This window comes from Nocardia sp. NPDC057668 (assembly GCF_042799795.1).
Lineage (GTDB): Bacteria > Actinomycetota > Actinomycetes > Mycobacteriales > Mycobacteriaceae > Nocardia.
Map to the genome: position 1 here is coordinate 458,113 of NZ_JBHVIC010000001.1, position 20,316 is coordinate 478,428.

19 protein-coding genes are annotated in these 20,316 nt (G+C 69.6%); 8 read left to right on the plus strand and 11 right to left on the minus strand.

What is annotated here, in order from left to right; all coding sequences use genetic code 11:
- Positions 1 to 6: 6 nt before the first annotated feature.
- Entirely contained in the window at positions 7 to 819 is an 813-nt protein-coding gene (locus ACFVBH_RS02175; RefSeq protein ID WP_379001560.1) for an MBL fold metallo-hydrolase, read from the minus strand.
- Positions 820 to 824: 5 nt separating this feature from the next.
- Positions 825 to 1,385 (minus strand): ester cyclase, encoded by a 561-nt coding sequence (locus tag ACFVBH_RS02180; RefSeq protein ID WP_378998971.1) that lies wholly within the window; start codon positions 1,383 to 1,385, stop codon positions 825 to 827.
- A gap of 122 nt (positions 1,386 to 1,507) precedes the next feature.
- Between ACFVBH_RS02180 and ACFVBH_RS02185 the strand changes: the two genes are divergently transcribed.
- From ACFVBH_RS02185 to ACFVBH_RS02195, 3 genes are all read left to right on the plus strand, one after another.
- Positions 1,508 to 2,227 carry a TetR/AcrR family transcriptional regulator gene (locus ACFVBH_RS02185; RefSeq protein WP_378998973.1) on the plus strand — a complete coding sequence of 240 codons (720 nt, stop codon included), beginning with the start codon at positions 1,508 to 1,510 and terminating at the stop codon, positions 2,225 to 2,227.
- Between the two features lie 420 nt (positions 2,228 to 2,647).
- Positions 2,648 to 3,982 carry an MFS transporter gene (locus ACFVBH_RS02190; protein WP_354985332.1) on the plus strand — a complete coding sequence of 445 codons (1,335 nt, stop codon included), beginning with the start codon at positions 2,648 to 2,650 and terminating at the stop codon, positions 3,980 to 3,982.
- 62 nt (positions 3,983 to 4,044) lie between these two features.
- Positions 4,045 to 5,337, plus strand: a complete 1,293-nt coding sequence (locus ACFVBH_RS02195; protein WP_378998976.1) for a family 1 glycosylhydrolase — start codon at positions 4,045 to 4,047, stop codon at positions 5,335 to 5,337.
- A gap of 109 nt (positions 5,338 to 5,446) precedes the next feature.
- On the opposite strand, the gene ACFVBH_RS02200 is transcribed toward ACFVBH_RS02195, so the two are convergent.
- The 5 genes from ACFVBH_RS02200 to ACFVBH_RS02220 are packed head-to-tail and all read right to left on the minus strand — an operon-like array spanning position 5,447 to position 11,193.
- Positions 5,447 to 6,367 (minus strand): carbon-nitrogen hydrolase family protein, encoded by a 921-nt coding sequence (locus ACFVBH_RS02200; RefSeq protein ID WP_379001562.1) that lies wholly within the window; start codon positions 6,365 to 6,367, stop codon positions 5,447 to 5,449.
- Positions 6,368 to 6,414: 47 nt separating this feature from the next.
- The gene (locus ACFVBH_RS02205; RefSeq protein ID WP_378998978.1) at positions 6,415 to 7,809 is read right to left on the minus strand and encodes an MATE family efflux transporter; all 1,395 of its coding nucleotides are present in this window, start codon (positions 7,807 to 7,809) and stop codon (positions 6,415 to 6,417) included.
- Positions 7,806 to 8,876 (minus strand): PLP-dependent cysteine synthase family protein, encoded by a 1,071-nt coding sequence (locus ACFVBH_RS02210; protein ID WP_378998980.1) that lies wholly within the window; start codon positions 8,874 to 8,876, stop codon positions 7,806 to 7,808. The genes ACFVBH_RS02205 and ACFVBH_RS02210 overlap by 4 nt, the downstream gene beginning before the upstream one ends.
- Entirely contained in the window at positions 8,873 to 10,219 is a 1,347-nt protein-coding gene (locus ACFVBH_RS02215; protein ID WP_378998982.1) for an alanine racemase, read from the minus strand. The genes ACFVBH_RS02210 and ACFVBH_RS02215 overlap by 4 nt, the downstream gene beginning before the upstream one ends.
- Complete coding sequence (locus tag ACFVBH_RS02220; protein WP_378998984.1) at positions 10,216 to 11,193, minus strand: ornithine cyclodeaminase; 978 nt, start codon at positions 11,191 to 11,193, stop codon at positions 10,216 to 10,218. The genes ACFVBH_RS02215 and ACFVBH_RS02220 overlap by 4 nt, the downstream gene beginning before the upstream one ends.
- A 344-nt stretch (positions 11,194 to 11,537) precedes the next feature.
- On the opposite strand from ACFVBH_RS02220, the gene ACFVBH_RS02225 reads away from it, so the two are divergent.
- The 3 genes from ACFVBH_RS02225 (at position 11,538) to ACFVBH_RS02235 (ending at position 13,771) form a co-directional block, all read left to right on the plus strand.
- On the plus strand, positions 11,538 to 12,071 hold the full coding sequence (locus ACFVBH_RS02225; protein WP_378998986.1) for an ATP-binding protein: 534 nt from the start codon (positions 11,538 to 11,540) through the stop codon (positions 12,069 to 12,071).
- A 121-nt stretch (positions 12,072 to 12,192) separates the two neighbouring features.
- Positions 12,193 to 13,131, plus strand: coding sequence for an anti-sigma factor RsbA family regulatory protein (locus ACFVBH_RS02230; protein ID WP_378998989.1), 939 nt, complete (start codon positions 12,193 to 12,195; stop codon positions 13,129 to 13,131).
- Between the two features lie 304 nt (positions 13,132 to 13,435).
- The gene (locus ACFVBH_RS02235) at positions 13,436 to 13,771 is read left to right on the plus strand and encodes an STAS domain-containing protein (RefSeq protein WP_354985323.1); all 336 of its coding nucleotides are present in this window, start codon (positions 13,436 to 13,438) and stop codon (positions 13,769 to 13,771) included.
- Positions 13,772 to 13,821: 50 nt separating this feature from the next.
- Here ACFVBH_RS02235 and ACFVBH_RS02240 read toward each other — a convergent pair whose 3' ends face one another.
- Entirely contained in the window at positions 13,822 to 14,229 is a 408-nt protein-coding gene (locus ACFVBH_RS02240; RefSeq protein WP_354985322.1) for an anti-sigma factor, read from the minus strand.
- Between the two features lie 189 nt (positions 14,230 to 14,418).
- Between ACFVBH_RS02240 and ACFVBH_RS02245 the strand changes: the two genes are divergently transcribed.
- Positions 14,419 to 15,258 carry an RNA polymerase sigma factor SigF gene (locus ACFVBH_RS02245; protein WP_354985321.1) on the plus strand — a complete coding sequence of 280 codons (840 nt, stop codon included), beginning with the start codon at positions 14,419 to 14,421 and terminating at the stop codon, positions 15,256 to 15,258.
- Positions 15,259 to 15,308: 50 nt separating this feature from the next.
- Here the strand turns inward: ACFVBH_RS02245 and ACFVBH_RS02250 are convergent, their stop codons facing one another.
- The 3 genes from ACFVBH_RS02250 to ACFVBH_RS02260 are packed head-to-tail and all read right to left on the minus strand — an operon-like array spanning position 15,309 to position 18,648.
- The gene (locus tag ACFVBH_RS02250) at positions 15,309 to 15,752 is read right to left on the minus strand and encodes a response regulator (RefSeq protein ID WP_354985320.1); all 444 of its coding nucleotides are present in this window, start codon (positions 15,750 to 15,752) and stop codon (positions 15,309 to 15,311) included.
- On the minus strand, positions 15,749 to 17,374 hold the full coding sequence (locus ACFVBH_RS02255) for a CHASE3 domain-containing protein (RefSeq protein ID WP_378998993.1): 1,626 nt from the start codon (positions 17,372 to 17,374) through the stop codon (positions 15,749 to 15,751). Before ACFVBH_RS02255 ends, ACFVBH_RS02250 begins: the two co-directional genes overlap by 4 nt.
- Positions 17,371 to 18,648, minus strand: coding sequence for a PP2C family protein-serine/threonine phosphatase (locus ACFVBH_RS02260; RefSeq protein ID WP_378998996.1), 1,278 nt, complete (start codon positions 18,646 to 18,648; stop codon positions 17,371 to 17,373). The genes ACFVBH_RS02255 and ACFVBH_RS02260 overlap by 4 nt, the downstream gene beginning before the upstream one ends.
- 767 nt (positions 18,649 to 19,415) lie before the next feature.
- Here ACFVBH_RS02260 and ACFVBH_RS02265 point away from each other — a divergent pair.
- Complete coding sequence (locus tag ACFVBH_RS02265; protein ID WP_354985318.1) at positions 19,416 to 20,300, plus strand: RNA polymerase sigma factor SigF; 885 nt, start codon at positions 19,416 to 19,418, stop codon at positions 20,298 to 20,300.
- The last annotated feature ends 16 nt before the right edge of the window (positions 20,301 to 20,316 follow it).

A 20,316-nucleotide genomic window follows, 5' to 3' on the forward strand; every position in this document is an offset into this window, starting at 1 on the left:
CGAGGGTCACAGTCCCCGCAAGTCCGCCGCCGCGGTGCGCGCTCGATCCAGCAGCACCGGGTCGTGCGCGTTGACCAGCAGCAGATCCGGATCCGCGGCCGCCCAGAGTTCGGCCAGCCGTTCGTGATTCGCGCGGACCCGGGTGCGGTCCCAGGCCATGAAGCGTTCCATGCCGGTCAGCGCCAGGGGTGCCGCGCCGCTGCCGTCGATCTGCCCGCGGTGGTAGAAGGCGTCACCGGCGTGCAGGATCCAGCGCTGCCCGGCGTCCACGGCGACCGCGGCGTGGCCGCGGCTGTGCCCGGGCAGGCCGATCAGCACGAGACCGGGGGCGATGTCGGACAGTTCCAGCGCACGGGTGAACCCGCGCCACGAATCCCCATCCCCCGGTTCGTGTTCCACCAGTATCGGGCCGTGCGCCGACCCCGCGGGCAGGTACCGGCCGCGTTCGACGAAGGTCCGCGGCCGGCGGGCGGCATCCGCTTCGGTCGCGGTGAGATGCACCCGCGCCGAGGGAAAATCGGCCAGCCCGCCGATATGGTCGGCATCGAAATGGGTGAGCACGATGTCGCGCACGTCGCGCGGGTCGAATCCGAGCTCGCGCACCCGGGTGATCGCGGCCTCGGCCGGATCGAAGACGGGCCGCACATAGAACCGGCCCGGTCCGAAGCGCGGGCCCGGCGTGCGGCTGTCCCGCAGGCCCAGACCCGAATCCACCAGCGCCAGCCCGCGCGCGGTTTCGAGCAGCAGCACGTGGCAGACCAGGCCGCCGGGCGTGCCGATCGGGTGCATGGTGCCGCAATTGAGGTGATGCACTCGCACGCGCGTCACACCGCCAGATCCGCGGGCGGGGTCCGGACCAGGCGCTGATCCGGTTCGCTCGACATCGCCAGCAGACCGCGCACCGCGCGCACCACCAGCGGCCAGGTGCGGGGATCACGCAGGTTCAGCCCACCGACCAACTGTTTGAGCATGGTGAGCGTGTCGAAGTAGATGCGTTCGATGATCAGGTTCTCGGCGTCGTCGAACACGAAGTAGGCGCTCATCCGCGTGCGATGGCGCGAACCGGTCGCGGGGATCCTGCCCAGGGGTCCGGAATGCGTTCCGAGCAGCCAGAATTCGACGATCACGGCGTCGGCGCTGTGCCGCAGCGCGATGATCTCGTGGTCCTGATCGGGGAAGGCCACGCGGGTGTCACGGTAGTAGCCGCGCACCTGGGCGTCACCGTCGTGCACGGTGAGGGTCGGGATGATCTCGTAGTGCGGGTGCGGGAAGGTGGCCAGCACGTCGTCCCAGGCGTGGCGGACCTCGTCGTGGAAGTGGTCGAGCACCAGTCGTTCGCGTGCCCGCAGGACCTCGGCGGACGGTATGGCGAAACGATCGGCCATGGCGATCTCCTGAACGTTCGATCGGGGACGACCCGCGAATCCATTAATTCCACGTCGTGGGTATATTCGGTAGAGTAAACCCACGACGTGGAATTAAGCAAGGGTGGTGCAGGATGGGTGCCATGACCGAACCGGTTGCCCCGACGTCGCGACCCGCAGGCGCACCGCGCCGCGGGCGGCCGCCCAAGGCGCAGGCCCAGCTCTCGCGCGGGGCGATCCAGGCGGCGGCGCTCACGGTCATCGACGCCGACGGCATCGCCGCGGTCGGCATGCGGTCGGTGAGCCGGGTCCTGGGGGTGGATGCCAAGAGCCTCTACCACCATGTGGAAAGCAAGGACGATCTGCTCGACGCGGTCGCCGAACACCTGCTGGCGCAGCTGCGGATCCCCCGGCCGACCGATTCGATCGAGCACGACCTGCGCGCGATGGCGCACGAGTTCCGGCGCGTCACCCTCGCTCATCCCGAGGCCGCGACGCTCGTGCTCACCAGGCAGCTGTCCTCGCTGACCGGGCTCGCGCCGATCGAGAGCATCCTGGCCGTGCTGCGGCGCACCGGACGGGAGCCCGGGGCGGCGGTGCACCTGCTGCGCACCGTGATGGCCACCCTCGTCGGGACGCTGCTGCGCGAGGTGTCGGCGGGTCCCACGTTCGGCACCGCCGATCCGGACGACATCGCCGAACGTGAACGCACACTGCGTAATTCGGGCCTGCCCGAGGTCGCGGCCGCGGCCGGGCAGCTGGCGCGGTTCGATCGCGAGCGCGAATTCGAGTACACCCTGGAACTGATCGTGGATATCACGCTGTCCCGCCCGGTTCGGGCTCGATCAGCCGGAACCGAGTAACACCTCACCGACCAGCCGGGCCCGACCGACCAGCGGGGTCACGAGCCTCACCGAACAGCCGGATTCGACCGAACAGCTGGATCCGGCCGACCGGCCGGGTCACGAGCCCCACCGAAGAGCCGGGCCCGATCGACCGACCGGGTGCCGGATGAATTCCGGGGGTAGCGCCCGGCCGAAATCCAGGACGGCGCCCGGCCGCACAGCCTCGCCCCGCCCGCGAAATCCGCCCGGCGTGACCGGTGTCACAAACCCGGTACCCGCCCCCGGTCGGGGCATGTCTCGGGCGAACACCCGGCGACCGCCGTGGTTTGAGAAACCGTGAGCCCGGGTAACGGTTCTTACCGTGCGAAAGCTTCGGCGTTCTCTGCGCCGCGGCGGTACCGAGGAAGGTCCGTGGTGCGGGCTGGGAAGGCAGGCACGATGAGGAGCACAACCGCGGCGAACCCGCTGCGAAGATCGGTCGCCGCGTCCGCGATGGGCAACGCGACCGAATGGTTCGACTACGGCGTATACGCCGCCACCGCAACCTATTTGACCGCCGCCTTCTTCCCCGGCGAACTCGGGACGCTCGGCACGATGCTGGGCTTCGCCATATCGTTCCTGCTGCGCCCGCTCGGCGGCATGGTGTGGGGCCCGCTCGGCGACCGGGTGGGCCGCAAGGTCGTGCTGGCCACCACCATCCTGCTGATGGCCGCGGCCACGGGCGCGATCGGCCTGCTGCCGACCCACGACACGGTGGGCTGGTGGGCGCCGCTGCTGCTCATCGCGCTGCGCGTGGTGCAGGGGTTCTCGACCGGTGGTGAATACGGCGGCGCGGCAACCTATCTCGCGGAGTGCGCGACCGACCGCAAACGCGGATTCCTGGGCAGCTTCCTGGAGTTCGGCACCATGGCGGGCTTCGTCGGCGGCTCGGCGGTGGTGCTGGCCTGCCAGCTCGTGCTGGGCTCGGAGACCATGTACGACTGGGGCTGGCGGATTCCGTTCCTGATCGCCTTGCCGCTGGGCCTGATCGGCTGGTACCTGCGTGCGAAGCTCGACGAGTCGCCGGTGTTCGTCGAGGTCGCCGAGCAGGACACGCCGCCGGCCGGGCTGCGCGAGGTGCTGACCACGTACCGGCGCGAGACGCTGACCCTGATCGGGCTGGTGATTGCGCTCAACGTGGTGAACTACACGCTGCTCACGTATCAGCCGACGTACCTGCAGAAGACGATCGGGCTGGGCGAGTCCACGACCACCGCGATGATGCTCATCGGCCAGCTGGTCATGATGGTGTCGCTGCCGTTCTTCGGGCGGTTGTCCGATCGGGTGGGGCGGCGGCCGATGTGGCGGTTCTCGCTGATCGGACTCACGGTGCTGGCGGTGCCGATGTACGCGCTGATGGCGCTGGGCCCGGTCTGGGCGGTGGTGGGGTTCGTGGTGATCGGGCTGCTGTACGTGCCGCAGCTGGCGACCATCAGTTCGACCTTCCCGGCCATCTTCCCCACCCATGTGCGTTATGCCGGTTTCGCTTTCGGCTACAACGTGTCCACGGCGGCGTTCGGCGGTACCGCGCCGCTGGTCAACGAGGCGGTGATCGAGAACACCGGCTGGAATCTGTTCCCGGCGGTGTACATGGTCGGCGCGTCCCTGATCGGCCTGGTCGCGTGCGCTTTCCTGCGCGAGACCGCGGGATGTTCGTTGCGCGGCACCGAGATTCCCGAAGCCGAACCGCACGAATCGGACTCGACGCGGGTGGCGGCGGCAGCGGCCGGATGAACTGCCGCCCAATCTGATCGGACCGCCGCGAAACCCGCTCGGGGGTAAGTACCCTCGATGCGATGGGACAACGTGCAGTGTTCATCCTGGCATGCATCGTTCTGGCGGTTTCGGGCGCGCTCACCACGCCCGGGAGCGCCGTCGCCGATCCGGGGCCGCCCCCGGTCGGCGGCAATTTCCTGTGGGGCGTATCGAGTTCCGGCTTCCAGAGCGAGGGCTCGGCGCCCGACAGCAACTGGCGGCGCTACGCCGCCTCCGGGCAGGCCCAGGACTATCGGAATTCCGTGGACTTCCTGAACCGCTACGGCGAGGACATCCAGCACGCCGCCGACATGGGCGTCGGGGTCTTCCGGATCAGCGTGGAATGGGCTCGGGTGCAGCAGAATCCGGGACAGTGGGATTTCTCGTTCTACGACGGCCTGATCTCGCGGGTCCGCGCGGCGGGTTTGCGACCCATGATCACCCTCGATCACTGGGTGTTCCCGGGCTGGGCGGTCGATCGCGGCGGCTGGCGCAATCCCGGCATGGTCGAGGACTGGCTGGGCAACGCGCGCGCGGTGGTGGACCGGTACGCGGGCGATGATCCGCTGTGGGTGACCTTCAACGAGCCGCTGGCCTACGTGTCGCAGGAACAGCGGATCGGCGGCATCGGCGCGATCGACGTCTCCGCGATGATCGATCGCATGGTCGCCGCGCACCGCGCGATCTACGACCACATCCACGCACGTCAGCCCGGTGCGCTGGTGACCAGCAACATCGGGTATTCCGCCATGACCGCAGCCCAGGACGACGCGTTGTTCGTGGACCGCGTCGCCGACAAACTCGACTATGTCGGCATCGACTACTACTACGGTGGCTCCCTGTCCGATCCGCCGAATGTGGCCGCCCTGCTGACCAATCAGCCCACCAGCCTGATCATCGAGCCCGAGGGCATCTACTACGTCCTGCGCCGCTACTCCCAGAAGTTCCCCGGCCGCCCCCTCTACATCGTGGAGAACGGGATCCCCAGCGACAACGGCTCCCCCACGACCGACGGCATGACCCGCGCCGACCACCTGCGCGACACCGTCTATTGGGTCCAGCGCGCGAAGGCCGACGGCATGAACGTGATCGGCTACAACTACTGGAGCATCACCGACAACTACGAATGGGGCAGCTACTCCCCCCGTTTCGGCCTCTACACGGTCGACGTGACCTCCGACCCGTCCCTGACCCGCCGCCCCACCGAGGCGGTCTGGGCCTACCGCGACATCACCACGACCGGCGGCGTCCCCCCGAACTATGCCCCGGTCCGCGCCCCCGCCCTCTGCTCCCTGGTAGACCTCCCCACGAGCTGCTTCGCCCCCGCGCGCTGAGAAGCGTTCCCGGGCACAGTTTTACGCGACTGCCCGGGAAAGGCTCCTGTCAATTCGCTCCCGTGCCGGAAGTGCTCGGTGCGCTGTGCCGGGTGACCGGTGCGCGGACCTACCCGGTGAGCATGTGCCGCCGATACCAGCGCCGGCCGTGCCAGCGGTGGTAGTGCCAGGCGAACGCGGGGAGCGCGCCGCGGCGGTGCAGCCAGAACCGGTCCGGCGAATCCTGGAGCGGCGCGGTCGAACCCGGGGTGATGTCGCCCAGCGCCATGCCCGCGCCCGCACCCGGCTCCCGCGCGGCGACGACCGCGCCGGTGGCATCGGTGATCACGGCCAGGCCCTCGAAACGACCGTGGTAGTCGCCGGGCATCCAGGGCAACCCGCAGTCGAGGGGTCCGGTGTGCGCCGCGTGGATGACCGGCGCGCCGATGAAGCGGGCGAAGGTGGTGGCGGCGCGATGCGCGGTCGCGGCGTTGGCCCGTTCCATGCGCTCGAACAGCACGGCGGGCGGCCAGTCGGGCACGGACCACCAGCCCGATCCGCTCATCAGGAAGTCGATGTTGCCGCGCAACCGCCGGACGGTGCCGGTGCGCATGAGCTCCCAGCACACCGCGGCGCCGACCCGGTAGTTCCCGGCCTCGATGATGCCCGGATCGCTTCCGCCGATGTAGAAGGCGTTCTCCCACAGCGTCGGCAGGTCCTTGTCGTGCCTGCCCAGCACCCCGTCGGGGCCGGCCAGCAGGTAGGCGTTGCGGACCTGGCCGTCGTCGTCGCGGCACAGGAACGACCCGCCCACCAGCGCGCCGAACCGGCTCGCGATCGACTGCAGCAGCGTGGTGGCCGGCCCGTCCGGCGGCAGGACCGCATCGATCAGTCGTTCGCTGAATCCGATACCGGTGGAGAAGAACTCGGGCAGGGCGATGATCTCGGCCCCTGCCACCCCGGCCGCTGTCGCGAGCCGTTCGCACGCCTGGAGATTGGCGTCGATGTCCGCGAGCACCGGCTCGAGCTGAATCGCCGCCACCCGGACCATGGAGAAACGGTACTCCGGATCTGCGACCGGCACGGGCGGATCGGCGTTCAGGCCACCGTCGTCACCTCCCGCCCGGCGATATCGGCCGAGTGCCGCGCGAAGCTGCGCCACACCAGCGCCGCGGTGGCGGCGAAGCCCAGGCACAGCCCCGCCCAGACGCCCGGCGCGCCCCACCCCAGAATCGGGCCGAACACCACCATCGCGGGCACGCCCAGCGCGAAGTAGCCGACGAGGGTGTCGCGCAGTCCCGCCGCGGTCCGGCCGATGCCGCGCAGCAGTCCGATGCACAGGTTCTGCGAACCCTTGCAGTACTGCTGCACGATGGCGAACCACAGGAGGGCCGAAGCCGCGGCCACCACGTCGGCATTGTCGCGGTCCGCGCCGAAGAACGGAGCCAGCACCGCGTCCGGGAACAGCAGGTACACCCCGCCGATCACCGTCATGAACGCGAAGCCCAGCACGAAGGTGCGCCGCGCGATGCCGCGCACCAGCGACCACTCGCCCCGGCCCACCGTGCGGCTGACCAGAATCGAAGAGCCCTGGGACAGACCGATGTTCACCTGGTAGACGATGTAGGCCAGCTGATTGACGATGGTGCTCGCGGCCAGCGCGACCGGCCCGAACGCACCGATGAGCAGGGTGGCGATCGAGGTGATCGCGGCTTCGGCGCCGTAGGTCAGGGCAATCGGCGTGCCCAGGCGGACGATGCGGCGCACCGTCGCGGGTTCGGCCCGCCACGCCCGCACCGACAGCAGCTCCCCGAGCACCGGATCGCGGCGCACCGTCACCAGGTAGGTCGCGCACGTCCAGCACAGCACCAGGGTGGTGGCCAGCCCGATTCCGGCCGGGCCGAGCTTCGGCAGTCCGAACCAGCCGAAGATGAACAGCGCGTTCAGCAGTGCGTTGACCCCGATCGAGATCAGGGTGATCCGCAGCAGCGATCCGGCCCGGCGCAGGCCGACGGCGAACTGGCGCAACACGTTCAGCCAGAGCATGGGCACCAGCCCCGGGGCCAGGGTCCACAGGATCGGCCGCGCCAGGCGCAGCACCTCGGGATCCTGGCCGAGCCTGCCCAGCGCGGACGCGAGCCCGATCAACGCCAGCGCGCCCGCGCCGGCGGTGCCGGTGGCGACCGCGAGCGCGGCCCGCACGTAGCCGCGGATCTCCGCCCGCGCCTGCTCGTCCAATGCCGCTGTGCCGGTGCGCTTCTCCCCGCTCCCCGCGGCCGCGGCGATCATGTTGCCGACCCCGGTCACCATGCCCACGCACATGGTGCGCAGCTGGTTGTACAGCAGCAGCGCCAGTCCGCCGGCCGCGACCGCGGTCACACCCAGCAGGCCCATCATCGCCAGATCGACCGTGGTCAAGGCGACCTGGGCCACCTGCAGTCCGGCGATGGGCGCGGCCATCGCGACGATCGCGCGATACTCGCGTGTGTTCATGCGCCCACGACGCTCCCGGCCGCCCCGGCCAGTCGAACCGATTCGTCGTAGGCACGGCACCAGCGCGTGATGCGTTGTCCCAGAGCCTCGTCCAGCAGCCCGCGCGCGGCCAGCCACTGATCGTCGTACACGGTGTCGAGGTACTTCTCCCCCGCGTCACAGACCAGCACGACCGCGGTGCTGCCGGGTGCGAGATGCACCAGCCGGCGCAGCGCGACGTGCACCGCCGCGCCGCCGGTGCCGCCGATCAGAATGCCGGTGCGCCGGGCCACCACCCGCGCGGTCGCGAAGGCCGCCGCGTCACCGACCCGGTAGCTCTCGTCGATGAGTTCGCGACGCACGTTGTCGCCGATCGGGAAGCCGCCCGGACTGCCCGCACCGCTCTGCCAGTAGGTCCCGGCCGGTCCGCCGAAGATGGTCGACCCCGCCGGTTCGACCCCGATGGCGTGCACGCGCGAGCCGAGCCGGCGCAGCTCTTCGACTGTGCCGCAGAGGGATCCGCCGGTGCCGACCGCGCCGATCAGCTGGTCGACATCGGTGTCGAGATCGGCGAGCAGTTCCCCCGCCAGTGCCCGATAGCCCGCGTTGTTGCTCGGATTGTTGTGCTGATCGGGCCGGTACGCCCCGGTTCGCTCGGCGATCTCGCCCGCGACCCGGCGGCGTTCGACCGTACCGGGCCCGTCGCCGTCGCACTCCACGTGCACCAGCTGCGCGCCCATGGCCCGCATGGCCCGCAGCTTGTCCCGCGCCGCATGCGAGTCCACGACCGCGGTGAAGGTGTAGCCGCGTTCGAGCGCGATCAGGGCCAGGCCCGCGCCGGTGTTGCCGGAGGTGGGTTCCACGATGTGCCCGCCGGGCGCGAGCCGGCCGTCGAGTTCGGCCTGCAGCACCATCTCCCGGGCCATGCGGACCTTCGCCGACCCGGTCGGATTGAACTGCTCGAGTTTGAGCAGCAGTCTGCTGCCCGCACCGGTGCGCACGAGTTCGAGCATCGGGGTGGAGCCGATCAGTTCCGAGGCGTGGGTGACCACGTTCTCCCGATGCCAGGGCAGGTGGGTGGCGGTCATCGATCCAGCCTCCAGCGCGGCCGGCCGTCCCGGTGGCTGAGCACGATTTTCGGCGGTAGCGGTAATTGGTGGAATTCGCTTTCGTTCTTGTCCATCTGATAGCCGGCGGTATTGGGGTACAGCAGCAGGTCACCGTGCGCGGGCCGCTGACTCATCCGCACCTTGCGCCAGGTGAGCACGTCGTACTCCATGCAGCTCGATCCGCCCACGCACGAGTACACGGGCCGGGGTTCACGGTCGGCGCTGGCGGGCACCAGGATCGGATCGGGCAGGAACTCGCTGCCCTTCCACTGTTCGGACAGGCTCATGCTCAGGCCCTGCACGGTGGTGATGCCGTGCGCGTCGTGCTGTTTGAAGCCCAGGACCGGGAACACCGTGAATCCGGCGTCGATGAGCAGGGCCCGGCCCGGTTCGAGGAACACCTCGAGCTCGTGGCGCCGCAGGTGCGCGGCGAGGGTGCGGCCGTCGAACTCCGCGGCCAGGATGGCCGCGAGCATGTCCGGCCCGGTCGGCCCCTGGGCGTAGGGGTAGAACTTCTCGAAATGCTTTCCGGCGTGGAACCATTCGCCGGTGCGCCGGTCCTCGAACTCGGTCCAGTCGGCGTCGGACACGTAGCGGCACGCGAAGCCGCCGCCGATGGACAGCGCGGTGATCGGCAGGCCCGCGCGCCGGGCGGCCACGCTCATCCGGATCGATTCGTAGGCCAGTTCGGCGCGCGGGGCCGCCTCGTAACCGTCGAGGTGGAAGGAGAAACCGATCATCCGCAGCTGCGGCAGCCCGAGGCAGCGTTCGAGCGCGGACCGTAATTCGCTGTCCGACAGCCCGAATCGACTGTGCGGTGCGCCCGGGGGCAGGCGGCGCAGCAGGACGCGAACCGGCGCGGCGGCGGTGGCGACGGCGGCGAGCCGTTCCAGCTCGTCGAGCGCGTCCACCGCGATGACGCTCCCGTGCCGGACGGCCAGGCGCAGCAGCTCATCGCTCTTGGCGGCGCCGGTCACGCCGATGTCGCACCCGCGAACGCCCGCGGCCAGCGCGTGCACCAACTCCGGAACGCTGGCCACGTCCACGCCCGCGTCCAGCGCGGCGACCTCGGGCAGCCAGCAGCCGGCCTTGTTGGCCTTCTTGCCGAAGTACACCTGCCCGCGAACCTCGTGATCGGCCAGCACGCGCTGGAACGCGCGCAGGTTGTCCGCGAATTGTTCGGGGTACAGCAGGTGGAACGGCCCGTCGACCGCGTGCCGGATGTCGTGCAGCAGCCACGGATCGGTGCGGGCCGCGAGCTGCCAGTCGCGCTCGAGCGCGGGCAGGGCGGGCAAGCCGGCCAGGGCCTCGGAGGTGTTCACGTCCACAGTTCCACCCGCTGTCCGCGTCCGGCCGCCACCGCGCGGGTGGCCAGGGCGTGGGCGACCGGGATATCGGTGATGATCATTCCGGAGGAGAACACGAACACCCGCTCGGTGTCCGCGCGCCGCCCCGGGATCCGCCCGGCCACCACCTCCGGCAGTTCGGCGTCGACGCCGGCGAAACCACCGTGTCCGGCCAAACGCGCACCGGTGACGCCCAATTGGCCCGAACTGGTGGCGATCACATAGTCGGCCTGCCCGAGCGCACCGCTCTCGATTCCCTTGGACGCCACCGAGATCAGCAGCCCGCCGGGCGGCAGCCCATCGGTGCGCACCCGGGGATGCGCGGCGCGCCCCGAGGCGACCACGACGATGTCGGATTCGGCCACCGCCGCGGGCACGTCACCGACCAGTTCGATCTCGCGATCGGGGAACCAGCGCCGCATGACCCGCACGCTCTCGGCGATGCCGTCCGGATGGGTTCCGAACAGTCGCAGGCGTTCCAGTCCGGGCAGCGCGGTCAGCAGATACGGCAGGGTGTTTCGGCCCTGGATCCCGGTGCCGATCATGAGCGCGCTCGTCGCGCCGGGGCGGGCGCAGAGTTTCGCAATGATCGCGGTGGTCGCCGGGGTGCGGGTGGCGCCGATGCGCTGGCAGTCCATCAACGCGAAGGGCCTGCCGGTGGTGTCGTCGTACAGGCTGATGGTGGTGTAGTACTTCTCGGCGCTCTCGCTGCCCTGCCGATAGGACGTCTTGAACCCGACCTGGTCCAGCCAGCCGTCGTAGCCCAGCATCGAATACGCGACCGCGTCCCGCTCCGCCGCCGGGACCGGCATCATGAGTTTGACCGGACAGGCCGAGACGCCGTGCGCGAAGGCCCGGTATCCCTCTTCGACGAGTGCGATCGCCTCGGCCGGGGTCAGCTCGACATCCGCGAGATCGGTGCGGGTCAGAATGTGCATTGCCGTGGTCAAGAAAACTCCGTTTTCACTACCGATTGCCTTGGGGCACAGCGCACGCAAACACTCGGCCACCGAACGACGTTGTCGCGGTGCGGATTACGGCGTGCGCCGCAATGACTTCGGTAGCTTAACCATAATGGCAACCGTTTTCATTAATGTCCGAGGTGGTCTCGCTCACAATCGCACCCCCGACCGCGCAAGATCGACCGGAGTGAAACGGCTCTCCGAATCGCTACGTTTTCGCTCGCACATCCCCGGGTAGGCCAGTAGCAGAACAACGTGCAGATCGGACGACAACACTGCCTATCGGATGCCAGGGGCGATGTGAGATGACGGGGCAATTCAGAACACGGGACATGGGAAATAGCAGGTCACGGCGCGGACCGGCCGGTGCGCACCTCAGGGTCGCACCCGAGCCGCCGCAGCCCGCGCCGCCGCCCACGCCGAACTACACCGAGGTCGCGGTGCGCACCCCGGCGGTGGCCGGGCAACTCGGCACGCTGCGCGCGCTCGCCGAGACCGTATGCCTGATAGCCGACTTCGGCATAGACACCGCGGTTGACCTGCGCATAGCGGTGGACGAAGTGGCTTCGGCGCTGGTCCGGGCGGCGGTGCCGGGCACCGAGATCGACTGCCGGTTCCACTGCGACGACTACAGCATGGGCGTCCACATACACGGGGTCATCGACGCGCTCTCCGGATTCGAGACCGACGGGGTGGGCTGGCACATGCTGCGCTCGCTCACCGACGGCGTGCACGTCACCACCGAACCGTTCGACCGGGCGCTGTCCGGGTTCCCGATCGCGGTCCGCTTCTCCCGCACACGCGGACAATTCGCCGACCAGGCGCCGGGGCCGTGGACCACCCGGGGCGAAGCCGGCCGGAGCTGAACTTCCACCCTCCGGAACGACGCGTAGCATATGCGTTTAGTTTCCCCTCCCGGAGACCGCGCGCGGCGTGGCGCCAGGCGACAGCGTTCTCCGGGCAACCGACGATCGGGGCCGCTTGCCGATGACCACAGCCGCGACTACGAATCCCTTCGTGCACCCGGCGCTCTTCTACCGTGACAGCGACGAATACCTCGCGGGCACATTGCGTTTCATCAGAGAGGGCCTGACCCTCGGCGAACCTGTCGCGGTGTCGGTACCCACGGCCAAATTGGCGCTGCTGCGCACGGCGCTGGGCGAGGACGCCGATCGGGTTCGACTACTCGACATGACGATCGAGGGCCGCAATCCCGGGCGCATCATCCCCGGGGTGCTGCGGGCCTTCACCGACGCGCACCCGGCCGACCGCGTGCGCATCATCGGCGAACCGGTCTGGGCCGAACGCTCCGAGGCCGAATACCCGGCCTGTGCGTTGCACGAGGCCCTGGTCAACTCCGCCTTCGCCGGACGTGCGGCCACCATTCTGTGCCCGTACGACCTGAGCACGCTGCCCGCGCACATGGTCGCCGACGCGTACGCGACCCACCCCACGCTGATCGACGGCGCGGGCGAGAGTGTCAGTACCGCATATGATCCCGACCACATCGTGGCGATCTACAACCAGCCGCTGGCCGATCCGCCCGCGACCGCGACCACCTACGCGTTCGACGCCACGACCCTGTCCGAGGTCCGGCACGCGGCGGTGGAGTACGCCACACAGGCGGGCATGAGCGCCGACAATCTGCTGGACGCCGAACTGGTCATCGGTGAGACCACCACCAATTCGGTGGTGCACGGCGGCGGCAAGGGCACCCTCGCACTCTGGTCGCAGGGCCCCCACCTGTGCTGCCAGGTGCGCGACGCGGGCCATATCGCCGACCCCTTGGCCGGTCGGCTGCCCGCCCCGGCCCACCGCCCCGGCGGACGCGGCCTGCTGATCGTCAATCAGGTCGCGGACCTGGTACGACGACACACCGGACCGGGCGGCACCACGCTGTACATCCGGCTCCCGCTGGGCCGGTAGCGGCCGGCCACGATGCACGAAAAGGATTGGGCGCGGGGAATGTTCCCCCGTCGCCCGCAGGCCTCGACGGTGACCGCCGGGTTCGGTTCCAGTAACCGGAACGAGTCGAATACCGCAACTTTTGCCGCTGCCATCATCACTCGAATAGGGTGGCGGTGAGCGCGCGCAGTGGACTCCTGCCGACGCCATGTATCCGGAGGTAGCTAACGGTGTCGATGGACGGAATCGGACGTATTGGGCAACATCCCGGCCGGTGTGCCGGGCTCTTCATGTGTGCCGCCGGAACCGACGGGCGGGCCGTGCGATGAGGGAACTGATCGTCCGGATGCACGCGGTCGAGTCCGCGATGGTGCTGTCCGCCTCGGGCGAGGTGGACATGGTCTCCGCGCCCAAGCTCTCGGCCGCGGTGGCCGAGGCCGTGGCCGGTGAATCCCCCGTGCTCGTCATGGACCTGACCGAGGTCGGATTCTTCGGCTCGGCCGGTTTGAGCGTGCTGGTGGAGGCCCTCGAGGTCACCGCGGGCCGGCAGTTCCGCGTGGTGGCCTCGGCCCCCGTGCGCCGGCCGGTGGAACTCACCGGACTCGGCGACCTGCTCGCGGTCTACGGCACGCTGGAAGAAGCGCTCGCCGCGGACGCCTGACGGCGCCCGCTCGAACAATCCCCTGAACCCGCCGCCTTCGGGCGGCGGGTTCAGCGCGTGCTGTTGCGGCGCGCGTCGCGTAGTCGCCGGAACTCCACCACGGTCGGGTAGCCCCCGGCCGGAATCGCGTACACACCCTGGTCGGTGACCAGCGAATCGGTCAGCGAGCGCACGATGTGCCAGCTGAGCCCGTGCTCGTCCAGCGCGTCCTCGGACCCGGCGACGCCGGCGACCCGCACGGCCAGTTCCTGCTCGTCATAGGTCAGCTCGCAGTCGAGCATCGACCCGGGCACCGCGGCCAGCATCAGCAGGGTCGCCACCTCGTCCAGCGCCAGCCGGATGTCGTTCACCTCACCCAGGCCGAAATCGGCCACCAGCGTGACGGTTTCGGCGAGCGCCCGCAGCATCGTCAAATGGTCCGGTGTCGCGGGTACCCGCAGTCCAACCGTCGTCCCCATGGCATTCTCCGTTCCCGCGTGCTTCCCCATCGCCCGGTCCGGGCAGAGTACCCTGCCCGGGTTCACTCTCACGGCGGCCGGTCCTTATCCACGGTCCCGTCGGATATATTGCGACCGATCACGTTTGAGTAACGCGGACCCGGGTAAACCGCCACCACAGTCGGAATGGAACGGGAGTTAGGAAACCTCATGTCCGAGGCGCAACTTCGCACCCAGAAGGGTCGGCCGGCGCGCACGGCCGGCAACAGCTACGACGACATCGAGCCGCGGTTCGAGCAGCTGGCGGACTGTGCGGGCGACGTTGCCCGGCACGCCGCGCTGCGGGAAGAGATCATCCGGGACTGCCTGCCACTGGCCGAGCACATCGCCCAGCGCTTCAGCGGTCGCGGTGAGACGTTCGACGACCTGCTCCAGATCGCCCGCGTGGGTCTGGTGCAGTCCGTGGACCGCTTCGACGCCGCGCGGGGCACCACCTTCCTCTCCTTCGCCGTTCCCACCATCATGGGCGAGGTGCGCAGGCACTTCCGCGACCGCACCTGGGCCGTGCGCGTGCCGCGGCGCACCAAGGAATTGCAGCAGCAGCTCGGTCAGGTGACCGAGACCCTCTCGCACCGGCTGGGCCGACTGCCGACCGCGCGCGAGATCGCCGCCGAACTCGACGTGGATCTGGTCGAGGTCACCCAGGCCATGATCGCGCGCAACGCCTACCAGGCCAGCTCGCTCGACAGCTCCCGCACCGACGACGAATTCGCCCCGGCTCCGGTCGTGGAGACCCTCGGCGCGGAGGAGCCCAGCTACCGGCTGCTCGAGGACGCCATGTCGGTGCGCCCGCTGCTGGCCGCGCTGCCGCAGCGCGAGCGCCAGGTGCTCATCTGGCGGTTCTTCGAGAACCAGTCCCAGGCGCAGATCGGTGAACGCCTGGGCGTCTCGCAGATGCAGGTGTCCCGGATCCTCAACAAGACGCTGAGCACCCTGCGCGAGAAGGCGCTGGGCCCTGCGGAGAGCGAACGCGTGCTGCGCATCGCCTAGCCGAACACGAGCCCGAACTCACCGTCCCGCGGGGCGGTGAGTTCTTCGGCTCAGGACAATCGTGGCAGCCGGACGACCTGGACGAAGAAATCATCGATCTGCTTGATGGCGGAGATGAACTGATCCAGGTCGACCGGCTTCGTCACGTATGCGTTGGCGTGCAGCCGGTAGCTGCGCAGGATGTCTTCCTCGGCGGCCGAGGTGGTGAGCACCACCACCGGGATGTGCGCCAGGTCCGAATCCGACTTGATCTGCTCGAGCACCTGCCGCCCATCGTATTTGGGCAGATTGAGGTCGAGCAGGATGAGATCGGGGCGGGGCGCGCCGGTGTGCGCGCCGCGCTGGTACAGGAAGTCCAGGGCCTCTTCGCCGTCCCGGACCACCAGCAGCGTGTTGCCGATCCGGTTGTGCTCGAAGGCCTCCCGCGTCATGAGCTCGTCCCCCGGATCGTCCTCGACGAGCAGGATGACAATCGGCTGGACGAAATCGGTCACGCGGGGACTCCTGGTTCTGTGGTGGGGTGTTCGGGGGCCACCGCTCGCGGTGCGGGTTCGGCAAGGGTGAAACAGAACCGGGTGCCGCCGGTGTAGTCGGTGTCGATCCAGATGCGCCCGCCGTGGAACTCCACGATCTTCTTGCTCAGCGCCAATCCTATGCCCGTGCCGGTGTACTCGTCACGGCTGTGCAGGCGCTGGAAGATGACGAAGACCTTGTCGGCGAACTCGGGTGCGATGCCGATGCCGTTGTCGGTGACCGAGAAGCGCCGGCCGCCGTCGGGTCCCGGTTCGGCCTCGCACTCGATGCGCACCCGCGGCGGCTCGCCGGGCCGCTGGAACTTGATGGCGTTGCCGATGAGGTTCTGCCACAGCATGACCAGCAGGGTCGAATCGCCGGTCACCTCGGGCAACCGCTCCGGGCGTTCGATCTGCGCGCCCGAATCCTCCACCGCCGCACCGAGGTTGGACAGCGCCTTGTCCAGGGCGTGGTCCAGTCCGACGCTGGCGGTGTGATCGTTGACCCGGCCCACCCGCGAGAAGGTGAGCAGATCGTTGATCAGCACCTGCATGCGCTTGGCGCCGTCGACCGCGAATTCGATGTACTGCTTGGCCCGGTCGTCGAGCTGGTCGCCGTAGCGCTTCTCCAGCAGCTGACAGAACGAGGCCACCTTGCGCAGCGGTTCCTGCAGATCGTGCGAGGCGACGTAGGCGAACTGTTCCAGTTCGGCGTTGGAGCGGCGCAATTCGGCCGATTGCGCATCCAGGTCGGTGGCCTGTTCGGCGAGTCTGGTCTCGGTGATCCGGGAGGACTCGAGCTCGGTGACGATCCGCAGGCGCATGGCCTCGACCGCGGCGGCCACGGTCATCAGATCGGCGGGGCCGTGCACGGTGATGTGATGACCGAAATCGCCGCCCGCCACGCGCGCCGAGGCCGTTTCCAGGGCTTCCAGCGGCCGGGCGATCAATCGCCGGACCAGGACCGTCAGCGCCAGGCCGGTGACCAGGAACGCCGCGACCATGCCGATGAGCGCCGCGTCGCGCACACTGCGGGTGCGCGCCAGGTCGGCGCGATCGCGGGCCGCGGCGGTATCGAGATTGGAGTTCTGGGTCGTGAAATGGGCGCGCAGCCGGTCGAAGGCGGCCTTGCCGCGCGCGGTGGCCACCGGATCCAGGATGCGGGTGCCGCCGCTCGAGACCGAGGCGATCAGCGGGTCCGCGTAGGTGCTGCGCCAGAGTCCGGCCGCGTTCTCGAGCTCGTCGACGTCCGCGAGCAGATCCGGGCGATCGTGCAGCAGCGTGCGCAGTTGCGTGCTCGCCAGGCTCTCCTCCCGCCTGCCCTCGTCGAAGGGCACCAGGAATTGCGGATCGGCGGTGAGGGCGTACCCGCGCACCCCGGTCTCCTGATTGGCCAGCGCGCCCTGCAGCCGGTACGCCTGGGTGACCGCGGGCTGGATCTGCTTGCCGAATCTGTCCGAGACGCGGGTGGTCTTGGCGGTGGCCAGCGCCGACAGGCCCGCGCCGACGACCACCACCAGCACCATTACCGCGAGGACCAGTTGGAACCAGGCCCGCACGGTCAGCCGCTGAGTCCAGTTACGAGGTGGTTCGGGTGTGCTCATGCTCGGTGGTCCCGCTCTCGGAGATCGTCGTTCCAGCGCAGGTACAGGACCGCGATGTCGTCGTCCAGTCCCCCGTGCCGTTCGGCCAGGGCTTCGGCGCGCCCGATGAGTTCGTCCACGAAGACCGCGGGTTCGCGCGCGGCCACCTCGCCCGCCAGCGCCAGCAGGCCCTCTTCGCCCAGGCGGTCGTCTCCGGCGCCGCTGTGGCCCTCGTACAGCCCGTCGGTGAACAGCACGAGCCCGGTGCCGGGCGGCACGATGAGTTCGCTGATGGGCCAATCGGCCTGTCCCGGCGCGAAACCCAGGGCGGGGCCACCGGATACCTCGAGCCAGTCCACACCCGCTGCCGTGCGCACCAGCATGCCCGGATGCCCGGCCCGCATGACCTGCACCGCGTGCCGGCGCGGGCGCAGCACCAGGGTGGTCACGGTGACGAAGGTGTGTTTGCGGGTGCGCTCGGCCAGCAGCACCTGTTCCAGCAGCTGCAACTGCCGAGTTCCGGTGATGCCGCTGAGAACCAGTGTGCGCCAGGCCAATCGCAGGGCAACGCCGGTGGCCGCCTCGTCGGGGCCGTGCCCGGACACATCGCCGATCACCACGTGCACCACGCCGTCGGCGTCCTGCACCACGTCGTAGAAGTCGCCGCCGAGCAGCGAGTGTGCGCTGCCGGGGCGATAGCGGGACACCACGTCCACCACCGGCTCCCCGCGCAGCAGCGGGGTGGGCAGCAGCCCGCGTTCCAGGCGCGCGTTCTCCCGGGCCTGCATCCGGCCCACGCGCAGTGCCGCGGCCGCGCGCTCGGCCTGCTTGCGCTGTACCGCGTACCGCACGGCTCGTCCGAACAGCTCGGGTTCGACGCGGCCCTTGACCAGGTAGTCCTGCGCGCCCGCGGTCACCGCGGCCAGGCCGATCCCTTCCTCGTCCAGCCCGGTCAGCACCACCACGGCCACGTCGGCGGCGCTGCGAATCCGCTCGAGCGCCTCGAGCCCGCGGGCATCGGGCAGATGCAGATCGAGCAGGACGCAGTCGGGGACCTGGGTGGCGAGCCACTGGCTCGCCAGGGTCACGGTCCGCACCCATTCCAGGGTGACGCCCGGTGCCGCGTCGGCGACCAGCTCCTGGACCAGCAGCGCGTCTCCCGGGTCGTCCTCCACCAGCAGGATGACCATGTCCCTGCCGTTGCGCTCGGGGCCGAGCGGCAGGGTGGCGGGATCGGCCTCGGCGCGTGGATCCGCGGGATGGCCCGCGGGGCTCACCGGCTGCCAGAAGGACATCGGTCGCGCTCCTTCCTTCCGGTACGGCGCGGCGCCGCGCTGCCGGAGCATGCTGGGACGAGAGAATACTGCCTCGCCCGGCGACCGCGCGCACAGCACGGCACGCCCGGCCCGACCGCCGCCAACCCTGTCACAGTCAAGATCGTTTCGCCGACCCCGGGTCGGTGCGCCGAACGATCCGGATCCCTCGATCGGGACCGGCGCCGGCCCAAGCCCGGTGCATCACAACGACTCCCGCCAACGCCGGTGAGCAGTATGGGACAGTGGCGCGTTCCGGCCGTCCCCGGGCGACCCGGGGGCGGGACCCAATCGGTGTCGCCGTGTCGTCGTGCCTGCTAGCCTGGAGTCATCAACACAGTTCCACCGTAGAATTGTGTGCAACGGCAGACTTTGCTGTCCCAGACCCCGGCAGTCGATTCCGTCTCGGCACGGCGACGAAGGGTCGACATGCGTACCAGGTCATTTGCTCTCCACGGCCGGGCAGTGCCCCGCATCGCGAGAACCGCGCCCCCGCGCGACTGTTAGACCCGGGGGCGAGAGCACAGTTCCACCAGCACGGCGAACGGCTGCAGAGAATCGGCTGATTCGCCTGTTCCGCAACCACTTCCACCTGCCGCCTCGAACGCGGTCCGACCGTCTCCGGCAGCGGGTCCAGCCACACCACGGCGGGCGACGCCATCGACAACCCGGTGGCGCACACAAGTAAGAGGTCGAATCCACCTGCCTCGCCTGTACGCCTGCGCAGCAACCTGATTCCAGGAGACGCAATGCGCAAGTCCAGCAGCGGCACCCTCATCGCCGAGACAGCGGCAGAGGACGTACCCACCCCCGCGACGGCCGGGGCGACACCACCGACACCGACGACCCCGCCCCGCCACCGCCGCGACCGCCCCGACAGCTACGACGACATCGAACCCCGCTTCGTCGAACTGGCCGCACTCGCCGCCACCGACCCCCGCCGGCCGGTCCTGCGCGAGGAACTCATCCGGCGCTGCCTGCCGCTGGCCGAGCACATCGCCCGCCGCTTCGCCGGGCGTGGGGAGAACTTCGACGACCTGCTGCAGATCGCCCGGGTCGGACTGCTGCACGCGGTCGACCGCTTCGATCCCGAGTACGGTTCGTCCTTCCTGGCCTTCGCGGTCCCCACCGTGATGGGCGAGGTGCGCAGGCACTTCCGCGACTACACCTGGTCGGTGCGAGTTCCCCGCCGGCTCAAGGAGATTCAGCAGACCATCGGACCGGCGACCGAAGCGCTGGCACAGCGACTGGGCCGCATGCCCAAAGCCGGCGAGCTCGCCGCCGAGCTCGGGGTCGATCCGATCGAGGTCACCCAGGCGCTCATCGCGGCCAACGCCTATCGGACCTCCTCGATCGACAGCACCCTGGATCCGGAGAACGAGAATCCCGCGCTGTCGCTGCTGGACGCGCTCGGCGCCGAGGAACCCGACTACACCCTGGTGGAGAACTTCATCGCGGTGAAGCCCCTCATCGAGGCCCTGGCCGAAGGCGACCGGAACCTGCTCGTCATGCGGTTCTTCGAGAATCGCACCCAGAGCGAGATCGCCGCGCACCTGGGCGTCTCGCAGATGCAGATCTCGCGCATGCTCACCCGCGTCCTGGGCGCCCTCCGGGAGCAGGCCCTGCGCGACTGAAGCGCCTGCCCCCTTC